15 protein-coding genes are annotated in these 16459 nt (G+C 64.3%); 7 read left to right on the top strand and 8 right to left on the bottom strand.

Going from position 1 to position 16459, the window contains the following annotated elements; translation table 11 throughout:
- The gene (locus tag AOT83_RS08380) at positions 1-363 is read left to right on the top strand and encodes a YciI family protein (RefSeq protein WP_030097311.1); all 363 of its coding nucleotides are present in this window, start codon (positions 1-3) and stop codon (positions 361-363) included.
- Between the two features lie 2 nt (positions 364-365).
- On the opposite strand, the gene AOT83_RS08385 is transcribed toward AOT83_RS08380, so the two are convergent.
- Positions 366-1106 (bottom strand): MerR family transcriptional regulator, encoded by a 741-nt coding sequence (locus tag AOT83_RS08385; protein ID WP_057965477.1) that lies wholly within the window; start codon positions 1104-1106, stop codon positions 366-368.
- A gap of 80 nt (positions 1107-1186) precedes the next feature.
- Between AOT83_RS08385 and AOT83_RS08390 the strand changes: the two genes are divergently transcribed.
- Both AOT83_RS08390 and AOT83_RS08395 read left to right on the top strand, forming a co-directional pair.
- The gene (locus AOT83_RS08390; protein WP_057965476.1) at positions 1187-2077 is read left to right on the top strand and encodes a metal-dependent hydrolase; all 891 of its coding nucleotides are present in this window, start codon (positions 1187-1189) and stop codon (positions 2075-2077) included.
- Positions 2074-3369 carry a cytochrome P450 gene (locus AOT83_RS08395; protein ID WP_044105391.1) on the top strand — a complete coding sequence of 432 codons (1296 nt, stop codon included), beginning with the start codon at positions 2074-2076 and terminating at the stop codon, positions 3367-3369. The genes AOT83_RS08390 and AOT83_RS08395 overlap by 4 nt, the downstream gene beginning before the upstream one ends.
- Here the strand turns inward: AOT83_RS08395 and AOT83_RS08400 are convergent.
- Positions 3366-4253 (bottom strand): TerC family protein, encoded by an 888-nt coding sequence (locus AOT83_RS08400; RefSeq protein WP_030097307.1) that lies wholly within the window; start codon positions 4251-4253, stop codon positions 3366-3368. The two genes, AOT83_RS08395 and AOT83_RS08400, sit on opposite strands and share 4 nt — an antisense overlap.
- Positions 4254-4427: 174 nt before the next feature.
- Here AOT83_RS08400 and AOT83_RS08405 point away from each other — a divergent pair, with 174 nt between their 5' ends.
- On the top strand, positions 4428-5045 hold the full coding sequence (locus AOT83_RS08405) for a TetR/AcrR family transcriptional regulator (protein WP_030097306.1): 618 nt from the start codon (positions 4428-4430) through the stop codon (positions 5043-5045).
- A gap of 4 nt (positions 5046-5049) precedes the next feature.
- Here AOT83_RS08405 and AOT83_RS08410 read toward each other — a convergent pair whose 3' ends face one another.
- From AOT83_RS08410 to AOT83_RS08425, 4 genes are all read right to left on the bottom strand, one after another.
- Entirely contained in the window at positions 5050-6840 is a 1791-nt protein-coding gene (locus tag AOT83_RS08410; RefSeq protein ID WP_057965475.1) for a SulP family inorganic anion transporter, read from the bottom strand.
- Positions 6841-7959, bottom strand: coding sequence for a sulfate ABC transporter substrate-binding protein (locus tag AOT83_RS08415; protein ID WP_057965474.1), 1119 nt, complete (start codon positions 7957-7959; stop codon positions 6841-6843).
- Between the two features lie 232 nt (positions 7960-8191).
- Positions 8192-9034, bottom strand: coding sequence for a MaoC/PaaZ C-terminal domain-containing protein (locus tag AOT83_RS08420; RefSeq protein ID WP_030097303.1), 843 nt, complete (start codon positions 9032-9034; stop codon positions 8192-8194).
- 2 nt (positions 9035-9036) lie between these two features.
- Positions 9037-10395 (bottom strand): 3-oxoacyl-ACP reductase, encoded by a 1359-nt coding sequence (locus AOT83_RS08425; protein ID WP_057965473.1) that lies wholly within the window; start codon positions 10393-10395, stop codon positions 9037-9039.
- Positions 10396-10494: 99 nt separating this feature from the next.
- Here AOT83_RS08425 and AOT83_RS08430 point away from each other — a divergent pair, with 99 nt between their 5' ends.
- A complete protein-coding gene (locus tag AOT83_RS08430; RefSeq protein WP_057965472.1) occupies positions 10495-11820 on the top strand; it encodes an acetyl-CoA C-acetyltransferase in 1326 nt (441 codons plus the stop codon).
- Between the two features lie 225 nt (positions 11821-12045).
- Here AOT83_RS08430 and AOT83_RS08435 read toward each other — a convergent pair whose 3' ends face one another.
- A complete protein-coding gene (locus tag AOT83_RS08435; RefSeq protein ID WP_052399562.1) occupies positions 12046-12669 on the bottom strand; it encodes a TetR/AcrR family transcriptional regulator in 624 nt (207 codons plus the stop codon).
- A gap of 78 nt (positions 12670-12747) precedes the next feature.
- On the opposite strand from AOT83_RS08435, the gene AOT83_RS08440 reads away from it, so the two are divergent.
- A complete protein-coding gene (locus AOT83_RS08440) occupies positions 12748-13776 on the top strand; it encodes an oxygenase MpaB family protein (protein WP_052399560.1) in 1029 nt (342 codons plus the stop codon).
- Positions 13773-14903 (top strand): NDMA-dependent alcohol dehydrogenase, encoded by a 1131-nt coding sequence (locus AOT83_RS08445; protein ID WP_057965471.1) that lies wholly within the window; start codon positions 13773-13775, stop codon positions 14901-14903. The genes AOT83_RS08440 and AOT83_RS08445 overlap by 4 nt, the downstream gene beginning before the upstream one ends.
- Here AOT83_RS08445 and AOT83_RS08450 read toward each other — a convergent pair whose 3' ends face one another.
- Positions 14904-16397: a molybdopterin-dependent oxidoreductase gene (locus tag AOT83_RS08450; RefSeq protein WP_057965612.1), complete on the bottom strand. Its 1494-nt coding sequence runs from the start codon at positions 16395-16397 to the stop codon at positions 14904-14906. It abuts the gene before it with no gap.
- Positions 16398-16459: the final 62 nt, after the last annotated feature.

The following is a 16459-nucleotide window of genomic DNA, read 5'->3' on the forward strand; positions in this document are numbered from 1 at the left end:
ATGAGCCGCTATCTGCTTTCGATTGTTTATCCACCTGATGCGGTGCAGCCCGACGATGCCGCCTTGGAGACCATCGGTGCCGATGTACAGGCTGTCACCCGCCGTATGCAGGAGGCGGGGGTGTGGCTCTTCGCCGCTGGTCTGCAGCCGGCCGCTACCGCGACCATGGTGAGTGCCAACGCCTCTGGGCATACCACGACTGACGGGCCGTACACCGAGACCAAGGAACAACTCGGCGGCTTCAGCATCATCGAGGTGCCGACCCTGGCCGAAGCCCAGCAGTGGGCCGCCGAGGTATCCCGTGCGGTGTGGTGCCCCATCGAGGTTCGTGGCCTGGACCGGGGTTGCGGCGAGGTCGACTGAGACTAGGCCGACGAGGCCGGGCGGTTGCGTTCCAGCACGGCCTCGGCCTCGTCGGCCTGTTGCAGCAGGATCGGGTCGACGGTGTCATCGAGGGCCCGCGCCAACAGTCGCGATGCCAGCGTGACAGTCAATTGTTTTGCCTTCGAAGCATTTTCGGCGATCTTACCCCAGTCCTCGGACGCATAACCGGACTCGACGAAGGGCTGCCAGACGTCGGCCACGTAGGCGCCCAGCAACAGCTGTGCGATCTGATGTTGCAGCCGGTCCACTTCGCGCAGGGTCTCGGTGATGCGGGACATCGACATGCCTGCGGCGATCAGCAGTTCGATTGCGTCGAGGGTTTCGCTGTCGCGTACCGAGATCGTTTTCGCATCGACATCGGACACCAGCCCCAGCTCGGCCAGTGCGACATCGGCGCCGGTGCCGACGCGCGTGATGAGCTCGGCGCGCGGCATCACCACCGGCTCTCCCGTGGCGAATGGGCTGAGGGCCTCGATCACCATCTTGCGGACGCTGTCCTCGGAGCCGCCGCCTGAGTCGATGACCCGGCGAATGACATCCAGCGGAAACCCCTGGGATTTCAAGTTCTTGACGTGATTGATGATCGCGACATGGTCGTCGGAGTAGATGCCGACGCGTCCTCGCTTCTCGGGTGGGGGTACCAGCCCGAGCGTCTGCCACTCGCGGATGTTGCGCGCCGTCATGGCCACGCGCTGCGCCAGCTGATCGATAGTCAGGTCCATCAGGCCTAAAGATTACCCCATTGTCCGTTACGGAAATTTCCGTTACGTTTATGCACGGAACGTCAACGGAGAGGATTCCCATGACCGTCACTGCCCAGACGAGCTACCCGAAGACCAGGCGTATCGCCTTTCGCTTCGACGAGTCCGATTCTGGACAACGGTATTTCGCGAACGACGACATCGTCTTCAGTCATGCCGTGGCCTTCTTGTCGGCGGTGTTCCCGCCGGGGGAGGACATCTTCGTACGGTCGGTGCGCCGGTACCGCGAGAAGATCACCGATCCGGACCTGAAGAAGCGTGTCGCGGGTTTCATCGGCCAAGAGATGACCCATGGTCTGCATCACCGGGAGCTCAACGAGCAGCTGTCCGAGATGGGTTACCCCACGGCCTGGTTCGATTTTCTCTTGGACAGCACCGAACGGACCGAGGACTTCCTCGATGCCCAGTTCCCGGATCCGGACCGGCTCCGCCTCGTGCGTCATCTGCTGCTGGCATTCACTGCGGGAGCTGAACACTTCACTGCCGTGTTGGCCGAGCACGTACTGAGTCGTCCCGAGCTGCAGGCCATGATGTCGGATGAGGAGATCAAGAACCTGCTGAACTGGCATGCCATCGAGGAACTCGAGCACAAATCGGTGGCGTTCGATGTGTATCAGGCCGTCGGCGGCTCTGAGCGCATGCGTATCGGCATGATGCACCTGCTATCCAATATCGCGCTGCCGTTCATCGTGCTGAGCAGCTGGGTATCCATTGCGACGACCGATAGGACCGCCCGCAGGCAGCCGGTGCGGGTGCTACGCGAGACGGTGAGACTGGTGCGGGGGCCTCTCTTCCGTGGCTTCTACTCCGCGATGAAACCTTACAAGCGCAAGGGATTCCATCCGGATGACATCGACACCAATGCCCTCCTGGTCGAATGGCAAGAAAGGCTCTTCGGCGCCGAGGGTGAACTTGTCGGGCACCTGAAATGACCCTGAAGCACGACGCACGTCTCGTCTACACCACCACCAAACCCGTTGTTCGGTCACTGATCACCAACGCAGCCACCGAAATGCGGGCCAAGGTGTCCGGTCGCCGGTTTCCGGGCGTGCAGGAGACTGTTTTCGATCCGATGGACCCGGAGACCGCCGCCAATCCATACCCGGGATATCGCATGCTGCTGGCTGGTGGCCGGGTGCATTACAACCGAAAACGCAATGCGTTCATCCTGTGTCGCTATGAGGATGTGCGCGCGGCGGCTCGCAACGACGCACTGTTGTCCAACCGCGACGGTGTCGTACGGGCGCGGTTTGAAGTTCCGGTGCTGCTGAACATGGACCGGCCGCGGCACACCGAACTTCGCCGTAAGGCACTGCCCGGGTTCACCCGTGGGGCACTGGAGGGCTGGGCGCCGACGGTAGACCGGATGGCCGCCGAGTTGGTGACGGGGCTCCTGGACGACCCCGGCTCGGATGTCGTTGAGCACCTGGCAGTTCCATTACCCATGAGGATGATCGCGCACATTCTCGGCATTCCGCCCGAAGATGAGGCGTTCTTCCGGCACTGGTCCAACGAATCGGTGCGAGTGGCCAATGTCGAGTTCAGCCCCAAGGGCTTGCGGCAGGTTCCGGGAACTCTCAACGGTGTTCGGCATCTGCATGACTACTTCATGACCCAACTCGGTAAGGGAAACCTGTTGGGAGCGGACACCGTGCTGGGCAAGCTCGTCGCGGATGCCGGCGAGGGACAGATAAGCCACGACGAGCTCTTCTACTTCGCGCTGTTGCTCTTGCTGGCAGGCAACGAGACCACGACCAACCTGCTGAGCACCATGTTCTTGACGATGTCGGAAAATCCGGACCAGTTCGAGCTCATCAGGTCCGATCCGCGGCTGCTTGCCGGCGCGGTCGAGGAGCAGCTGCGCTATTCCTCGCCGATTCAGAACTTCTATCGCACTGCGGCGCAGGATTACCCCGTCGGGGACGCGGTGATCCCGGCAGGTGCCCGGGTGGCGTTGTTATGGGGTGCGGCCAACCGTGATCCGCGCGAGTTCGACGACCCGGATCGCTTTCTTGCGACTCGGCCGGTGGCCCAGCACGTGGCGTTCGGGTCGGGTGTACATCTGTGTCTGGGGGCAGGGCTGGCCCGCATGGAAGGGCAAGCGGTGCTGCGAGAACTAGTCAACCGAGTGCAACGCGTCGAAATTGAGGGCACGCCGAGGTGGACTACCAACAGCTCACTACGTGGCCTGGAGGAGCTGCGGGTTCGGCTCGTGGCACGTTAGCCGAGTCCGGCCGGGGTATCGCCGCCTCCGCCTGCCACGGGCTTTCGGGATAGTCCGACCGAACCCGCGTCCGGACTCGTCGAGGTGGCCGCGGCAATCGCCACGGACTCGTCCACATCGGGATAGCTGGGACGTAGGGCAACGGGCCGCTGAGTCATGTTGTCCTGCTTCGCCTTACGTGCGGCAGCCATCAGGTTGAGGGCCTCGACCAGGATGGCGAACGCCATCGGACCGTAGATCATCGCCTTGTCGATCTTGATGCCGAATCCGTCGGCGATGAGGAACACCCCGATGAGCAGCAGGAAGGACAGCGCGAGCATCTTGACGGTGGGATGGCGGTTGACGAAGGCGAAGACGAATCGCGATGCGAAGAGCATGATCGCGAAGGACAGCACCACCACGGTGACGATGATGATCATGTTGCTGGTCATGCCCACCGCGGTGATCACCGAGTCGAGCGAGAACACCAGGTCCAGTAGCAGGATCTGCACCAACACGGACTTGAATGTCACTGCACCCGTGGACGTTCCGCTCTCTTCGCCGGTGCCTTCGAGTTTGAGATGTATTTCGTGGACAGCCTTGTAGACCAGGAATAGCCCACCGGCGATGAGGATGAAGTCCTTGATCGAGAAACCCTGTCCGAACAGTTCGAGAACGTCCTCTTTGAGAGTGATGATCCAGCCGGCCAGGAACACCAACCCCACGCGCATCACCATTGCCAGGGTCAGCCCCAGATTGCGGGCCCGGGCCTGCTGGCCGCTGGGCAGCTTGCTGGCCAGGATGGAGATGAAGATGACATTGTCGATGCCCAGGACCACCTCCAGCACGAATAGGGTCAGGAAGACGGCCACCAGGTCGGGGGTCAGCGCAAGGGTGAAGTCCACGCCGCGCATGGTACGGGGTGGGGGTATCGGGTGGGTGACGTTTGCGCGCCGCCCCCGAGTCGGGCAGATAAACTCTCTTTGGACCCGCAGTTCTGGGGTGTGTGCAATAGTCGAACCGCTCAGTAGCTTACTCTGGAGTAAGTTCGCGTTGACGACCCAACCTCGGAGGCATCCATGGCCGGTGGCACCAAGCGGCTGCCCCGTGCGGTTCGGGAGCAGCAGATGCTGGACGCCGCCGTGCAGGAGTTCGCGCTCAACGGCTTCCGGGACACCTCGATGGATGCCATCGCCGCGGCGGCCAAGATTTCCAAGCCGATGCTCTATCTGTACTACGGCTCCAAGGAAGACCTCTTTGTCGCCTGCCTACGGCGCGAACTCGGCAGGTTCGTGGAGGCGGTGCGTGGCGATATCGACCTCACGAAATCGCCACGAGACGTGTTGAGCACCACCGTCGTATCGTTTCTCAACTACGTCGACACGCACCGGGCCTCGTGGATCGTGATCTACGGACAGGCCACCAGTACGCAGCTGTTCGCCAAGCAAGTACGCGAGGGGCGCGACCGCATCATCGAACTGGTGGCGCGGCTGATCAAGGCCGCTTCACCGGAAATCGATCCCGATACCGACTACGACGCGATGGCCGTGGCCCTCGTCGGCGGTGGTGAGGCTGTCGCCTCCCGGGTGGCGACCGGCGATATCAAGGTCGAAAGCGCCAAGGACACGCTGCTCAACCTCGGTTGGCGCGGTCTGCGTGGTCGTCCGCGCGATGAGCCGGTGGCCAAGCGCGCCTAAGTCCTCAGACCAGGTAGTAGAGCTTTTCCTGGTGTGCCTCCGGGGCCGAAGGTGTTTCGGCCAACCGGGTCTGCGCGTATCGCACGGCCTTCAGCGTCGCCGAGAATTCGCGGTCTTCCTCCGGGAACACCTGCTCGGCGGGGAGCCAATCGGTGAAACCCACGTTCTGCAGCAGCGCGAGCGAATCCGGCCGGACTCCGGCGAGCAGGACGGTGACGCCCAGTTCTTGGTGCTCTCGGATGAAGTGCTCCAGGCGCTCGATGCAGACCACGTCGGGATGGCGTACCCGCTTCAACCTCAGGATCACGACCTTCAGATTCTCGTCGCGGATCCGGGCGTGCAGCGCCTCGAGATAGCGGTCGAGTTCGGGTGCCGCGCCGAAGAACAGCTCGCCCTCCAGGTCGTAGATGACGGGAGACGACGCGCGAACCGAGCTGGCGGCCTCGGCGGGGTTGTCCTGGGGGGTCCGCTCACGGATCACACCCTCGTCGGTGACGATGAGTTCGGCAGCCTTGAGCTTGGCCGCGCGCGGCACGAACAGCAGGATCGAGAGCACCACACCAATCAGCACCGCGGTGTCCAGGTTCACGGCCACGCCGACCAGCGCCGTGATGATGACCAGCCCCGCGTCGTACCGCGAGGCCTTGAGCGCGTACGAGAGGCGCCGGAAGTCGACCAGCCGCACCGCGGTGACCAACAACAGGCCGGCCAGCGCCGCCTGCGGGATGTACCGGAGCAGCGGCGCGAACAGCAGTAGCGCGATGGTCACCGTTGCGGCGCTGACAATTCCGGAGAACCTGGTCGCCGCACCGGATTGGTAGTTGATGGCCGATCGGGACAACGAACCCGACCCGGGCAGGCTCTGGAAGAAGCCACCGGTGAGGTTGGCCAGCCCCTCGGCGAGGATCTGACGGTTGTAATCGATCTGCTGTCCGGTGTGGTGTGCGATGGCCTTGGCAATCGACAACGCCTCGATCAGACCGATGAACGCAATGGCCAATGCGCCATGCGAAAGCTCACCGAGGGTGCTCACCTGAACCTCGGGGATGTGGAATTCCGGAAGGCTGGCGGGGATCTTGCCGGAGATCTTCACATCGGTATGTCCTGTGCCGTCCGGCACCGACCAGCCATAGGCGTACGCGATGACCGCCGTCACGATGAGCACCAGCAGCATGTCGATCTGCGGCAGGCCATAGCGTTGAACCAGACGGCGCAGGAGTATCGCCAACACCACCGCGGAGACGCTCAGGACCAACGCGCGGTAGTTCACGGCATCGCCGTGGAACAGGGTGAGCCAGGCACGCTGCAGCACCTGCATGTGCCCATCTCCCTTGTCCCGCACACCAATAGCATTGGCCAGCTGGCCGATGGCCAGCAGCAGGGCAGCACTTGCCATGAATCCGATGACGACGGACTCGGAGATGTATCGGGTGAGGTCACCGAGCTTGAAGACGGCGATGAGGATCTGGATGGCGCCGACCAGCACACCCAGCAGGAACAGGGCTTCGAACAGCCCGGTGCGGTTCTCCGGATCAAGGAATGCCAGCGAGCTGAACACCAGCAGTGAGATGGCGCTTGTGGGTCCGTTGATCAGATGCGACGAGGACCCGAAGATCGATGCGATGGCCGTGACCACGATCGCGGAGTAGACACCGTACTTCGGGTCGACCCCGGCGATGAGCGCATAGGCCATGGCTTGGGGAAGGGATATCGCCGCCACCGTCAAGCCGGCGACGATGTCGCGACGGGCCTTGAGCGCGTCGTAGTTCTCGAATACTCGCAGTGCCGAGGGCATCTAGCGTCCTTGTCTGTCGGAGGCGAAGGTGGTGGTGCCCCGGTCGGTAGTGCGCGGGATGGTCTCGTAGATCCCGTTGTCCGAGAAGAACTTCTGTCGTGCGTCATCCCAGCTGGTCGCGATGGCCGTGATGGGGAACAGGTTTATCGCGGGCAGCGTATTGCTGTGGCGAGCAAGGATTTCGGGCTTGATCGGACGGTAACCGCGCTGGGCGGCGACCTCCTGCGCCTCATCGGTGAACAGGTATTCCAGATACGCCTTGGCGATCGCGGCGCGCTTGGTGTCGTGCAAGTTGGCGTCCACCCAGGCGACCGCAGGCTCTGCGCGGATGCTCACCGGCGGATAGACGATCTCGAGTTCGCCCTTGTTGGCGTTCACCTCGTTGATCGCCTCGTTCTCCCACGTCAGGTGCACGTCGCCGAGCCGTTGAACCGAGAATGTGTTGGTGGCACCGCGTGCTCCGCTGTCGAGCGCGGCCACGTTGCGGAACAGCGCCGTGAGATAGGAACGTGCGTCCGCCTCGGTGCCCCCGCGCGTCACCACCGAGCCCCATGCCGCGAGCACGGAGAGCTGCCCGTTCCCGGAGGTGCGGGGGTTCGGCGTGATGACGGCGACGTTTTCCTTGGCGAGGTCGGGCCAGTCGTGGATATCGCGCGGGTTGCCCTTGCGCACGACGAACACGATGGTCGAGGTGTAGGGGACGGAGTTGTTGGGCAGCCGCTGCCGCCAGTTGGGCGCGATCAGCCCGCGCAGGCTCAATGTGTCCACGTCACTCACAGATGCCAGCGACACCACGTCGGCGCGCTGACTGCCATCCAGGACGCTGCGGGCTTGGCGCCCCGATCCACCGTTGGTGCGCTTGATCTCGATCGTCTTGCCGGTCTTGTCCTTGTACTGCTTGGTGAAGGTGCCGTCGAGGACGTTGTAGAGCTCGCGCGTCGGGTCGTAGGACACGTTGAGTAGCTGGTCGGTGCTGTGATCGGGCAGATTCTTGACCACAACCAGGGTGGCCGCGACGAGGACGGCGACCACGCCGAGGATGTTCAACAAAGGGAGCTGTCGCAGCAGTGCGCGCCAGTCGACGGATGGCGCTTCTTGGTGATCCTCGTCCGCTGGCACGACGTACTCCTCGAATTTGCTGCAGGAAATGACGAGCGATCCTAACGAGCGGTTCGCCGAAGTGCAGCCGTCGAGATCAGCGTGAGTATTACCGGAGGGCCTGGCAACACTTCGCCGCCGAGTGTCGAGTTGTTGGGCCGCCTTCTCGCGATTTCGCGCGGAAAGTCGACACTCGGCGAACGCAGAAGACCCGCGACCGGATTACCGGTCGCGGGCCTTCAACGAGGTGCTATCAGAGCGGGGTGATGGTTCCGTTCAGGTGCGGATCACCCTTCTTGGGATTGCGAACGGCGATGTCCCAGCCCTTGCCGTCCTTCTCGATCCACACGCCCACCGAGGCGGGCAGCAGAATCGGCTTGCCGAACTTGACGTCGTAACGCACAGCGTCGGGGATCTCGCCCTGGATGTTCCCCAGAACTGCTGCGGCGGTGAACATTCCGTGAGCGATTGCCTTCGGGAAGCCCAGCGCCTTCGCGCCGATCGACGAGGTGTGGATCGGGTTGTGGTCCCCACCCACCGATGCGTACCTGCGGATCTGTCCACCGCTGATCCGCAGTGTCGAGTTCGGCGGCGGCAGTTTGACGGCCTTGGGCGGTTCCGACTTGGGCCCGTCGGACAGGCTGGTGCGCTGCTGGCGCAGGAACGTCATGGTCTGCTGCCACACGGTGTCCGTGCCGATCGTGATGTCGGTCAGGACGTCCACCAGCAGGCCCTTGCGATGCTCGCGCAGGTTCTCGGTGCGCACCTCGATATCGACGGTGTCGGTCGCGGTGATGGCGCGGTGCTGGGTGATGTGGTTCTCCAGGTGCACGGTGCCGATGGCCGGGAACGGGAAGTCCAGTCCCGTCACCAATGCCATGACCGAGGGGAACTGCAGCGCGAACGGATACGTCACCGGCACCTTGTCGGTGAAGCTCAAGCCGGTCACCTTGGCGTAGGCGGCGACGTGTGCGGGGTCGATTTGTACACCGTGGGTCCGAACCACCCTGCTGGGCAGGGTGGACGGACGGGGGATGAACGGCAGTGCACCCACTGCCGCCATCACCATGTTCTGGAGCCCGGACGGCTGAGCCATGGCTACGCCCCCAGCCAGGACTGGCCGCAGACGCGAACCACATTGCCGGTCACCGCGTTCGAGGCGGGGCTGGCGAAGTAGGCGATGGTCTCGGCGACATCCACCGGCTCTCCACCCTGGTTCAGGGAGTTGATGCGGCGGCCGACCTCGCGGTTGGCCAGCGGGATCGCGGCGGTCATCTTGGTCTCGATGAAGCCCGGTGCGACGGCGTTGATGGTGATGCCCTTCTCGGCCAGCGACGGGGCCAGCGCCTGGGTGATGCCGATCATGCCGGCCTTGGTGGCGCCGTAGTTGGTCTGGCCGCGGTTACCGGCGATACCGGCGATGGAGGCGAGGCCGATGATGCGTCCGCCCTCTCCGATGGTGCCGTTGTCGATGAGGCCTTCGGTAAGACGCTGCGGGGCAAGCAGGTTCACGGCGATGACGGAGTCCCAGCGGGCGTCGTCCATATTGGCCAGCAGCTTGTCGCGGGTGATGCCGGCGTTGTTGACCAGGATGTCGGCCTTGCCGCCGTGGTGCTCCTTGAGGTGCGCGGTGATCTGATCGATGGCGTCGGCCGCGGTGACGTCCAGGGCCAGCGAGGTGCCGCCGACCTTCTGGGCGACGGCGGTCAGGTCGTCGGACGGCATGTCGATCGCGACGACGGCGGCGCCGTCACGGGCGAACACCTCGGCAATGGTCTCGCCGATACCGCGGGCGGCGCCGGTGACGATGGCGACCTTCCCGGCCAGCGGCTTGTCCCAGTCGGCGGGAGGGGTGGAGTCGTCGGCGCCCACGTAGAACACCTGACCGTCCACGTAGGTCGACTTGGCCGACAGGATGAAGCGGACGGTCGACTCCAGGCCGGTGGCCGCGGTCTTGGCGTCGGGGTGCACGTAGACCAGCTGCACGGTGGCGCCATTGCCGAACTCCTTGGCCAGCGAGCGGGTGAAGCCTTCCAGGGCGCGCTGGGCGATGCGCTCGTCGGTGGTGGCTGCCTTGTCCGGGGTGGTGCCGATGACAAGCAGGCGGCCGGACTTGCCGACATTGCGCAGCAGCGGGGTGAAGAACTCGTGCAGTCCCTTGAGCTCGACCGGTGTGGTGATACCGGTGGCGTCGAAGACCAGGGCGCCGAACTTGTCAGCCCAGCGGCCGCCGAGGTTGTTGGACACCAGGTCGTAGTCCTCGGCCAGCGCGGCGCGCAGCGGCTCGGCGAGGCGGCCCTCGCCGCCGATCAGCACGGGCCCGGCCAGTGCGGGCTGGCCCTTCTTGTAGCGGCGCAGGTTCTCGGGCTGCGGGATACCCAGGCGGCCGGCGAGCAGGTTGCCGGGCCCGGAGTTGACCAGCAGCGCGTACAGGTCGTCAGTGAGCTTGGGGGACATGTGCCGTCCTTCGTAATTGGTCTAGGGTGAATTCGACAAAGAACTTACTCCAGAGTAAGAATGCTCGGTAATCCTGCCCCCTCAACAGTGGAGAGACAAGTGGCAACTAGCTCGGCACGCAAGTCAGACGCTTCGCAAGGTCGCCGCCGCGTCGCGGTTCTCGGTGGTAACCGCATCCCCTTCGCACGTTCGGACGGCGCCTATGCGAACGCCTCCAACCAGGACATGTTGACCGCCGCCATCACCGGCGCGTCCGATCGCTTCAACCTCAAGGGCGAGCGCCTGGGCGCCGTCATCGCCGGTGCGGTGCTCAAGCTGAGCCGTGATTTCAATCTCACCCGCGAATCGGTGCTGGGCAGCCCGCTGTCCCCGTACTCGCAGGCGTTCGACCTGCAGCAGGCATGTGGCACGGGTCTGCAGGCGGCCATCGTGGGTGCCGACGGCATCGCGCTGGGCCGTTACGAGTCGGTGCTGGCCGGCGGTGTGGACACCACCTCCGATGCGCCCATCAACTTCGGTGATGATCTTCGCCACACCCTGCTGGCGATCCGTCGTGCCAAGGACAACGTCACCCGGCTCAAGCTGCTGGGCAAGCTGCCGGCCGCGCTCGGCGTCGACATTCCGCAGAACGGCGAGCCGCGCACCGGGCTGTCCATGGGCGAGCACGCCGCCATCACTGCCAAGCAGATGGGCGTCAAGCGCACCGAGCAGGACGCGCTGGCCGCCGCCAGCCACCAGAAGATGGCCGCTGCCTACGACCGCGGCTTCTTCGACGACCTGATCAGCCCGTTCCTGGGGCTGTACCGCGACGACAACCTGCGCCCGAACTCGAGCGTGGAGAAGCTGGCGACGTTGAAGCCGGTGTTCGGTGTGAAACACGGCGACGCCACCATGACCGCGGGTAACTCCACCCCGTTGACCGATGGCGCTTCGGTGGCGCTGCTGTCCAGTGAGGAGTGGGCCGCAGAGCGCGGCATCCCCGTGCTGGCCTACTTCGTCGACGGCGAGACCGCCGCGGTGGATTACATCAACGGTCCCGATGGTCTGCTGATGGCGCCGACCTACGCGGTGCCGCGTCTGCTGGCCCGCAACGGCCTGACCCTGCAGGACTTCGACTTCTACGAGATCCACGAGGCGTTCGCCTCGGTGGTGCTCGCGACACTGCAGGCGTGGGAGTCGGCGGATTACTGCAAGGAGCGCCTCGGCCTCGACAAGCCGTTGGGCGCCATCGACCGATCCAAGCTCAACGTCAACGGCTCGTCGCTGGCGGCCGGGCACCCGTTCGCGGCCACCGGCGGCCGCATCGTGGCCCAGCTGGCCAAGCAGCTCGCCGAGAAGAAGGCCGAGACCGGTAAGCCGGTGCGCGGACTCATCTCGGTCTGCGCCGCGGGCGGCCAGGGCGTGACCGCAATCCTGGAAGCCTGAGCGACCTAAGCACCCCATCGAGACCCCCGGTCATCGGCACTACGCCTGTGACCGGGGGTTTTGTCATTCCCGGAATCTGGTCAAAAAAAGTTTCAAGATTTTTCGGAGAGGCTGTAACGCTCTGGAAGTAGGTGTCGATACATGGGTAGCCTCGCGCCACCGTCCGACCCCCCGACCCGACGGCGGCGCGGGGCTACCTAATTTTTGGGCAGCCCGCCGGTACGGCTACGAAGTCAGCAGACCGTATGCCATTCGTTTGAGGCCCACCCGCAGTTGTTGGAGATCGATCGGACTCCGATCGGTCTGGAAGAACATCAGCGTGGTGGTGATTGCCGAGTTGATGAAGAGCCACGCGATCGTCTCGGCTTCCAGATCGGCGTGGTACTGATCGCGATACTGCTGAACATGCAGGGTCATCATCGTCTGCATCAGTACCGGCATATTCGAGCTGGCCTCGACCTCGCGTGCGAACTCGGGATTCTCGTTGAGATAGCGCAGGGTAGGGGCGTTGTCGGTGGTGAATGCGATCAACATGTCGATGGCGGAGTCCATCATCTGCTGCGGTGGCGCCAGTGCGTTGGCCGCCAGCGCTGACCGGACACCCGGCAGCTGTCGGTCAGCGGCGTCCCGGATCGCGGCCATGATGATGTCGTCTTTGGTGCTGAAGTACTGATAGATCGAGCCCTTGCCGATACCCGTGATGGCGGCAATGCGGTTGGTGGTGATCGCCTCCGGGCCTTCGGTGCGCAGCAGCTGCCCGGTCGCCGTCACGATTTTTGCGACCAGTTCCCGCGATCTCTGCTGCTGTGGCGCCTTGCGCAGCCGTGAACTGCGATTTTCCGATGCCATGACGGCCCCCAGACGAGACTTATATGCGACCTGGTGTTCACGTTAGCTTCTCGGGTAACGACACAAGGAGGTTTCGTTGTGACTGCACTGGTGGAGTCCCCGGCAACGCAGGACCCGGTTTCGCGAGATTGGGCGCAGCCGGTGCCCGAGCTGTTCGATCCCCTCGGTGTGACCGCGTCCCTGGGTGGGCAATGGCTGTATCTGCCCGCTGTCGGTGCGGCGTTCATCATGCAGGGCATGCATCCGGTGATCGGGGATGTGACCGATCGGTACTCGGTGGCAGATCGAGACCCGGCGGGCCGGGCCATTCGTTCTTTCGACGCGGTGCAGCAGTGGATCTTCGGGGGTAAGGCCGCGATCGAACAGGGTTACTGGTTACGCACGATGCACAAGCCGCTGCAGATGCAGGGTGAGAGCGGCGGGAGGCAGGGTAAGCACATCAGCGCCCTGGACCCGGAGGCGTACGCCTGGGTGATCGCGACGGCGTATGTGGCGGGGCGCCGGGTGACGCCGCGATTCCTGGGACGGGACCTGACCGACGAGGAAGACGAGCAGCTCTTTCAGGACAATCGTCTACTGGCCCGGATCACACAGGTGCCCGAGCGTGGGTATCCCAGAACCCGCGCGGAGTTCTGGGAGTACTACGACCGCATGGTCGGGCAGGTTCTGATCAATCATCCTGCGGTCGCAGAGAATCTGGGGAAACTGGTCGATCCTTTGAGCGGCATCGAGGATTCACCGCTGCTGCGCCGGCTCCCGCGTTGGGTTCCCTCGAGTCTCGTGGTCGCAGCGTTAAAGCCCGTGCTGGCACCGATTTCCCGCGTATTCTTCGTCCTGACTTTCGGGGCCATGGATCAGCGGGTGCGGGACATTCTCGGCGTCGCATGGACCCAGCGGGATGAGCGTCTGCTGCGCAGGTTTTTCACCGCCTATCGTGTCGCCGCTCGGGTGCTGCCCGAGCGTGTCACCTATTCGCCGCTCGCCTACCATGCCCGCGAACATCAGCGAGTGATCAACCGGATGCGCGGCCGTGAACTGGCCAATTTCGCAGCGCACGACAAGGGCGAACCGTCTGCTGTCCGGCGTGCCCAGCGGGCGAGTGCATGACGTCCTATCGTCGTTCTCACGCTTCGGTGATACGTAGCGTGCCAGGGGAATTCGAGCCCTGCGTGGTAGAGGTGGAAGATCCGCGACCCGGCGAGATCATGGTCCGGATGGCCGCGGTCGGTCTGTGTCATTCCGACGATCACATCGCCACCGGAGACTTCCCGGTGGAGATGCTGCCGATGTGTGGGGGTCACGAGGGCGCCGGCGTTGTGGAGAAGGTTGGCCATGGCACAACGCAATTCGCCGTCGGAGACCATGTGGTGCTGACGTTTCTGCCCGCCTGCGGCCGCTGCCTGTGGTGTTCGCGCGGTATGCAGCAGCTCTGCGATGCCGGTGCCTATGCGCTCACCGGATCCAGATTCGACGACCCCACCAGCTACCGGCTGCGTCTCGACGGGCAGCCGTGCGGGCAGCAGCTGGGGCTCTCGGCGTTCAGCGAGTACACCACCGTCTCGGTTCAGTCCGCGTACAAGGTTCCCAAAGAGCTTCCGTTGAATCGGTTGTGTCTGTTGGGATGTGCGATGGGCACCGGATGGGGTACCGCCGTGAACGCCGCCGCGGTCAAGCCCGGGCAGACGGTGATCGTCATGGGCCTGGGTGGAGTCGGTGCCGCCGCGGTCCAGGGGGCCGCGCATTCAGGAGCGGCGAATGTTCTGCTGGTCGACCCGGTGGCGTACAAGCGTGAGGCGGCAAAAACATTCGGCGCGACTGAGGTGTTCGCCTCGATGGAGGAAGCCGCCGATCGGGCCCGCTCCTACACCAACGGTCAGGGCGCGGACGCCACCATGATCACGGTGGGCCGGATGGAGCCGGGCGATCTCACGGCCGCTGTGGACTCCATCCGTAAGGGCGGCACGGTGGCGATGACCAGCATGGGCGCCTTCCGTCCCGAGGATGTGTCACTGGATCTGAGCATGGTCACGTTGATGCAGAAGACGATCAAGGGCGTCATCTACGGGAACTGGAGCCCGTTTGAGGCAGTGCCCACCATGCTGGCGCTCTATGCCAGCGGTGAACTCAAGACGGACGAGATGGTGACCCGCACCTATGCCCTTGACGAGATCGCTCAGGGATATCGGGACATGAAGCAGGGTAAGAATATTCGCAGCATTGTGGAGTTCAGCTAGTCAGGCCGCCACCGTGACAAGCCGTTTCGGATATCCCGTCGCCCCATCGGGTACGGGGGACGCGATCTGATCGGTCTGCACCGCTCCGGTGCCGTCGGTGGCGCGTGCGGTGATGATGTGTTCACCCGGCGTCGCCTGCCAACCGAACCACCATTGCCGCCAGGTGTCGACCGAGTACTCGGGAGCAAGCGTTGCGGGCTGCCAGGGGCCGTCGTCGATCTGTACTTCCACCTTGGTGATGCCCCGATGCTGGGCCCATGCCGTGCCCGCCACGATCTGAGTGCCTGTGCCCAGGCGGCCGCCCGTTCGGGGCGTGTCGATGCGACATCCCGTCTTGATGGGGCCGCGCGCCGACCAGCCGCGAACGGTCCAGTAGGCCCGTGCGGTGTCGAATCGGGTGATCTCCCAGTCGACAACCCACTTGGTCGCGGACACGTAGCCGTACAGCCCGGGCACCACCTGCCGGACCGGGTATCCGTGCTCGACGGGAAGCGGTGTCCCGTTCATCGCAACGGCCAAGATGGCGTCACGGCCATCGGTGAGTACATCGAGTGGGGTGCCGGCCGTCCAGCCGTCGGCGCTCTTCGACAACAGCATGTCCGCATCACCGTGGACTCCAACGGATTCCAGGATCGCCTTGATGGGAAAGCCGGTCCACATCGCGTTGCCGATCAAATCTCCGCCGATCTCGTTGGAGACGCAGGTCAAGGTGACGGCGCGTTCCGTTGCGGCCATGGCGTTCAGGTCTGCCCACGTCAGGATGCGCGGGCGGTCGACCATGCCGTGAATGTTGAGCTGCCACTCGGCGGTGGTCAGCTGGGGCACCCGCAGCGCCGTGTCGATGCGGTAGAAGTCCGCATTACCGGTGATGTAGGGGGCCGCACCTTTGACGTTGATGCCTTCGGGCAGCGGCGGAGCGGGCGCGACGGGTGCGGGCAGTACAGCCTCGCGGCGTTCCTCGGCGACGACGGCACCCTTGCTCCAGCGGTTGCCGAGCCAGTAGGTGCCGGCTGATCCGAGGGCGAAAACCGCTGCTGTTCCGAAGAATTTGCGTCGGTCGGGCGCGTCCTGGCCGTCGGCACGGCCCACCAGGGCTCGCAGTACGAGCACTCCGGCCACGGCCGCGATCACTGATGGCCAGATCCAGGTGAATGCCCCGGTCGGCCGGGTTACCGCAGCCAACGCGCCGACGACACCGAGCGCCGCGATAAGCGCCGAGCCATACCGTCGTTCTCGCTCCACGAGACCGGCGGTTGCCGCGAGTAGGGCGATGATCGCGAATAGGCACGCGAACAACACGGCTTTGTCGGAGGTACCGAAGACCCCGATCACCCATTCGCGTATGGCCGCCGGGGTGTGGTCGACGACCATGTTCCCGACCGCGAAAAAGGGTGCGGAATCCGGTGCGACGGCTGCGGCGGTCAGTTGTCCGGCCGCCAGTGCGGCGCCCGCGGCGATAAGGCCCGCGATGATCCGTCGTGCTGCCTGCTCCATCGTCACCTCCGTTTGGGGTCCACTCTTCTCCTGCTTTCAACGAGCCGCCACCGCATATGGTT

The sequence above is a fragment of the Mycobacteroides sp. H001 genome, assembly GCF_001440005.1.
Classification (GTDB): domain Bacteria; phylum Actinomycetota; class Actinomycetes; order Mycobacteriales; family Mycobacteriaceae; genus Mycobacterium; species Mycobacterium gwanakae.

Excerpts from the sequence above, each read along its gene's own strand:
- AOT83_RS08380 (WP_030097311.1), top strand. The coding sequence starts at position 1 with ATGAGCCGCTATCTGCTTTCGATTGTTTATCCACCTGATGCGGTGCAG.
- AOT83_RS08385 (WP_057965477.1), bottom strand. The coding sequence starts at position 1,106 with ATGGACCTGACTATCGATCAGCTGGCGCAGCGCGTGGCCATGACGGCG.
- AOT83_RS08390 (WP_057965476.1), top strand. The coding sequence starts at position 1,187 with ATGACCGTCACTGCCCAGACGAGCTACCCGAAGACCAGGCGTATCGCC.
- AOT83_RS08395 (WP_044105391.1), top strand. The coding sequence starts at position 2,074 with ATGACCCTGAAGCACGACGCACGTCTCGTCTACACCACCACCAAACCC.
- AOT83_RS08405 (WP_030097306.1), top strand. The coding sequence starts at position 4,428 with ATGGCCGGTGGCACCAAGCGGCTGCCCCGTGCGGTTCGGGAGCAGCAG.
- AOT83_RS08410 (WP_057965475.1), bottom strand. The coding sequence starts at position 6,840 with ATGCCCTCGGCACTGCGAGTATTCGAGAACTACGACGCGCTCAAGGCC.
- AOT83_RS08420 (WP_030097303.1), bottom strand. The coding sequence starts at position 9,034 with ATGGCTCAGCCGTCCGGGCTCCAGAACATGGTGATGGCGGCAGTGGGT.
- AOT83_RS08425 (WP_057965473.1), bottom strand. The coding sequence starts at position 10,395 with ATGTCCCCCAAGCTCACTGACGACCTGTACGCGCTGCTGGTCAACTCC.
- AOT83_RS08435 (WP_052399562.1), bottom strand. The coding sequence starts at position 12,669 with ATGGCATCGGAAAATCGCAGTTCACGGCTGCGCAAGGCGCCACAGCAG.
- AOT83_RS08445 (WP_057965471.1), top strand. The coding sequence starts at position 13,773 with ATGACGTCCTATCGTCGTTCTCACGCTTCGGTGATACGTAGCGTGCCA.
- AOT83_RS08450 (WP_057965612.1), bottom strand. The coding sequence starts at position 16,397 with ATGGAGCAGGCAGCACGACGGATCATCGCGGGCCTTATCGCCGCGGGC.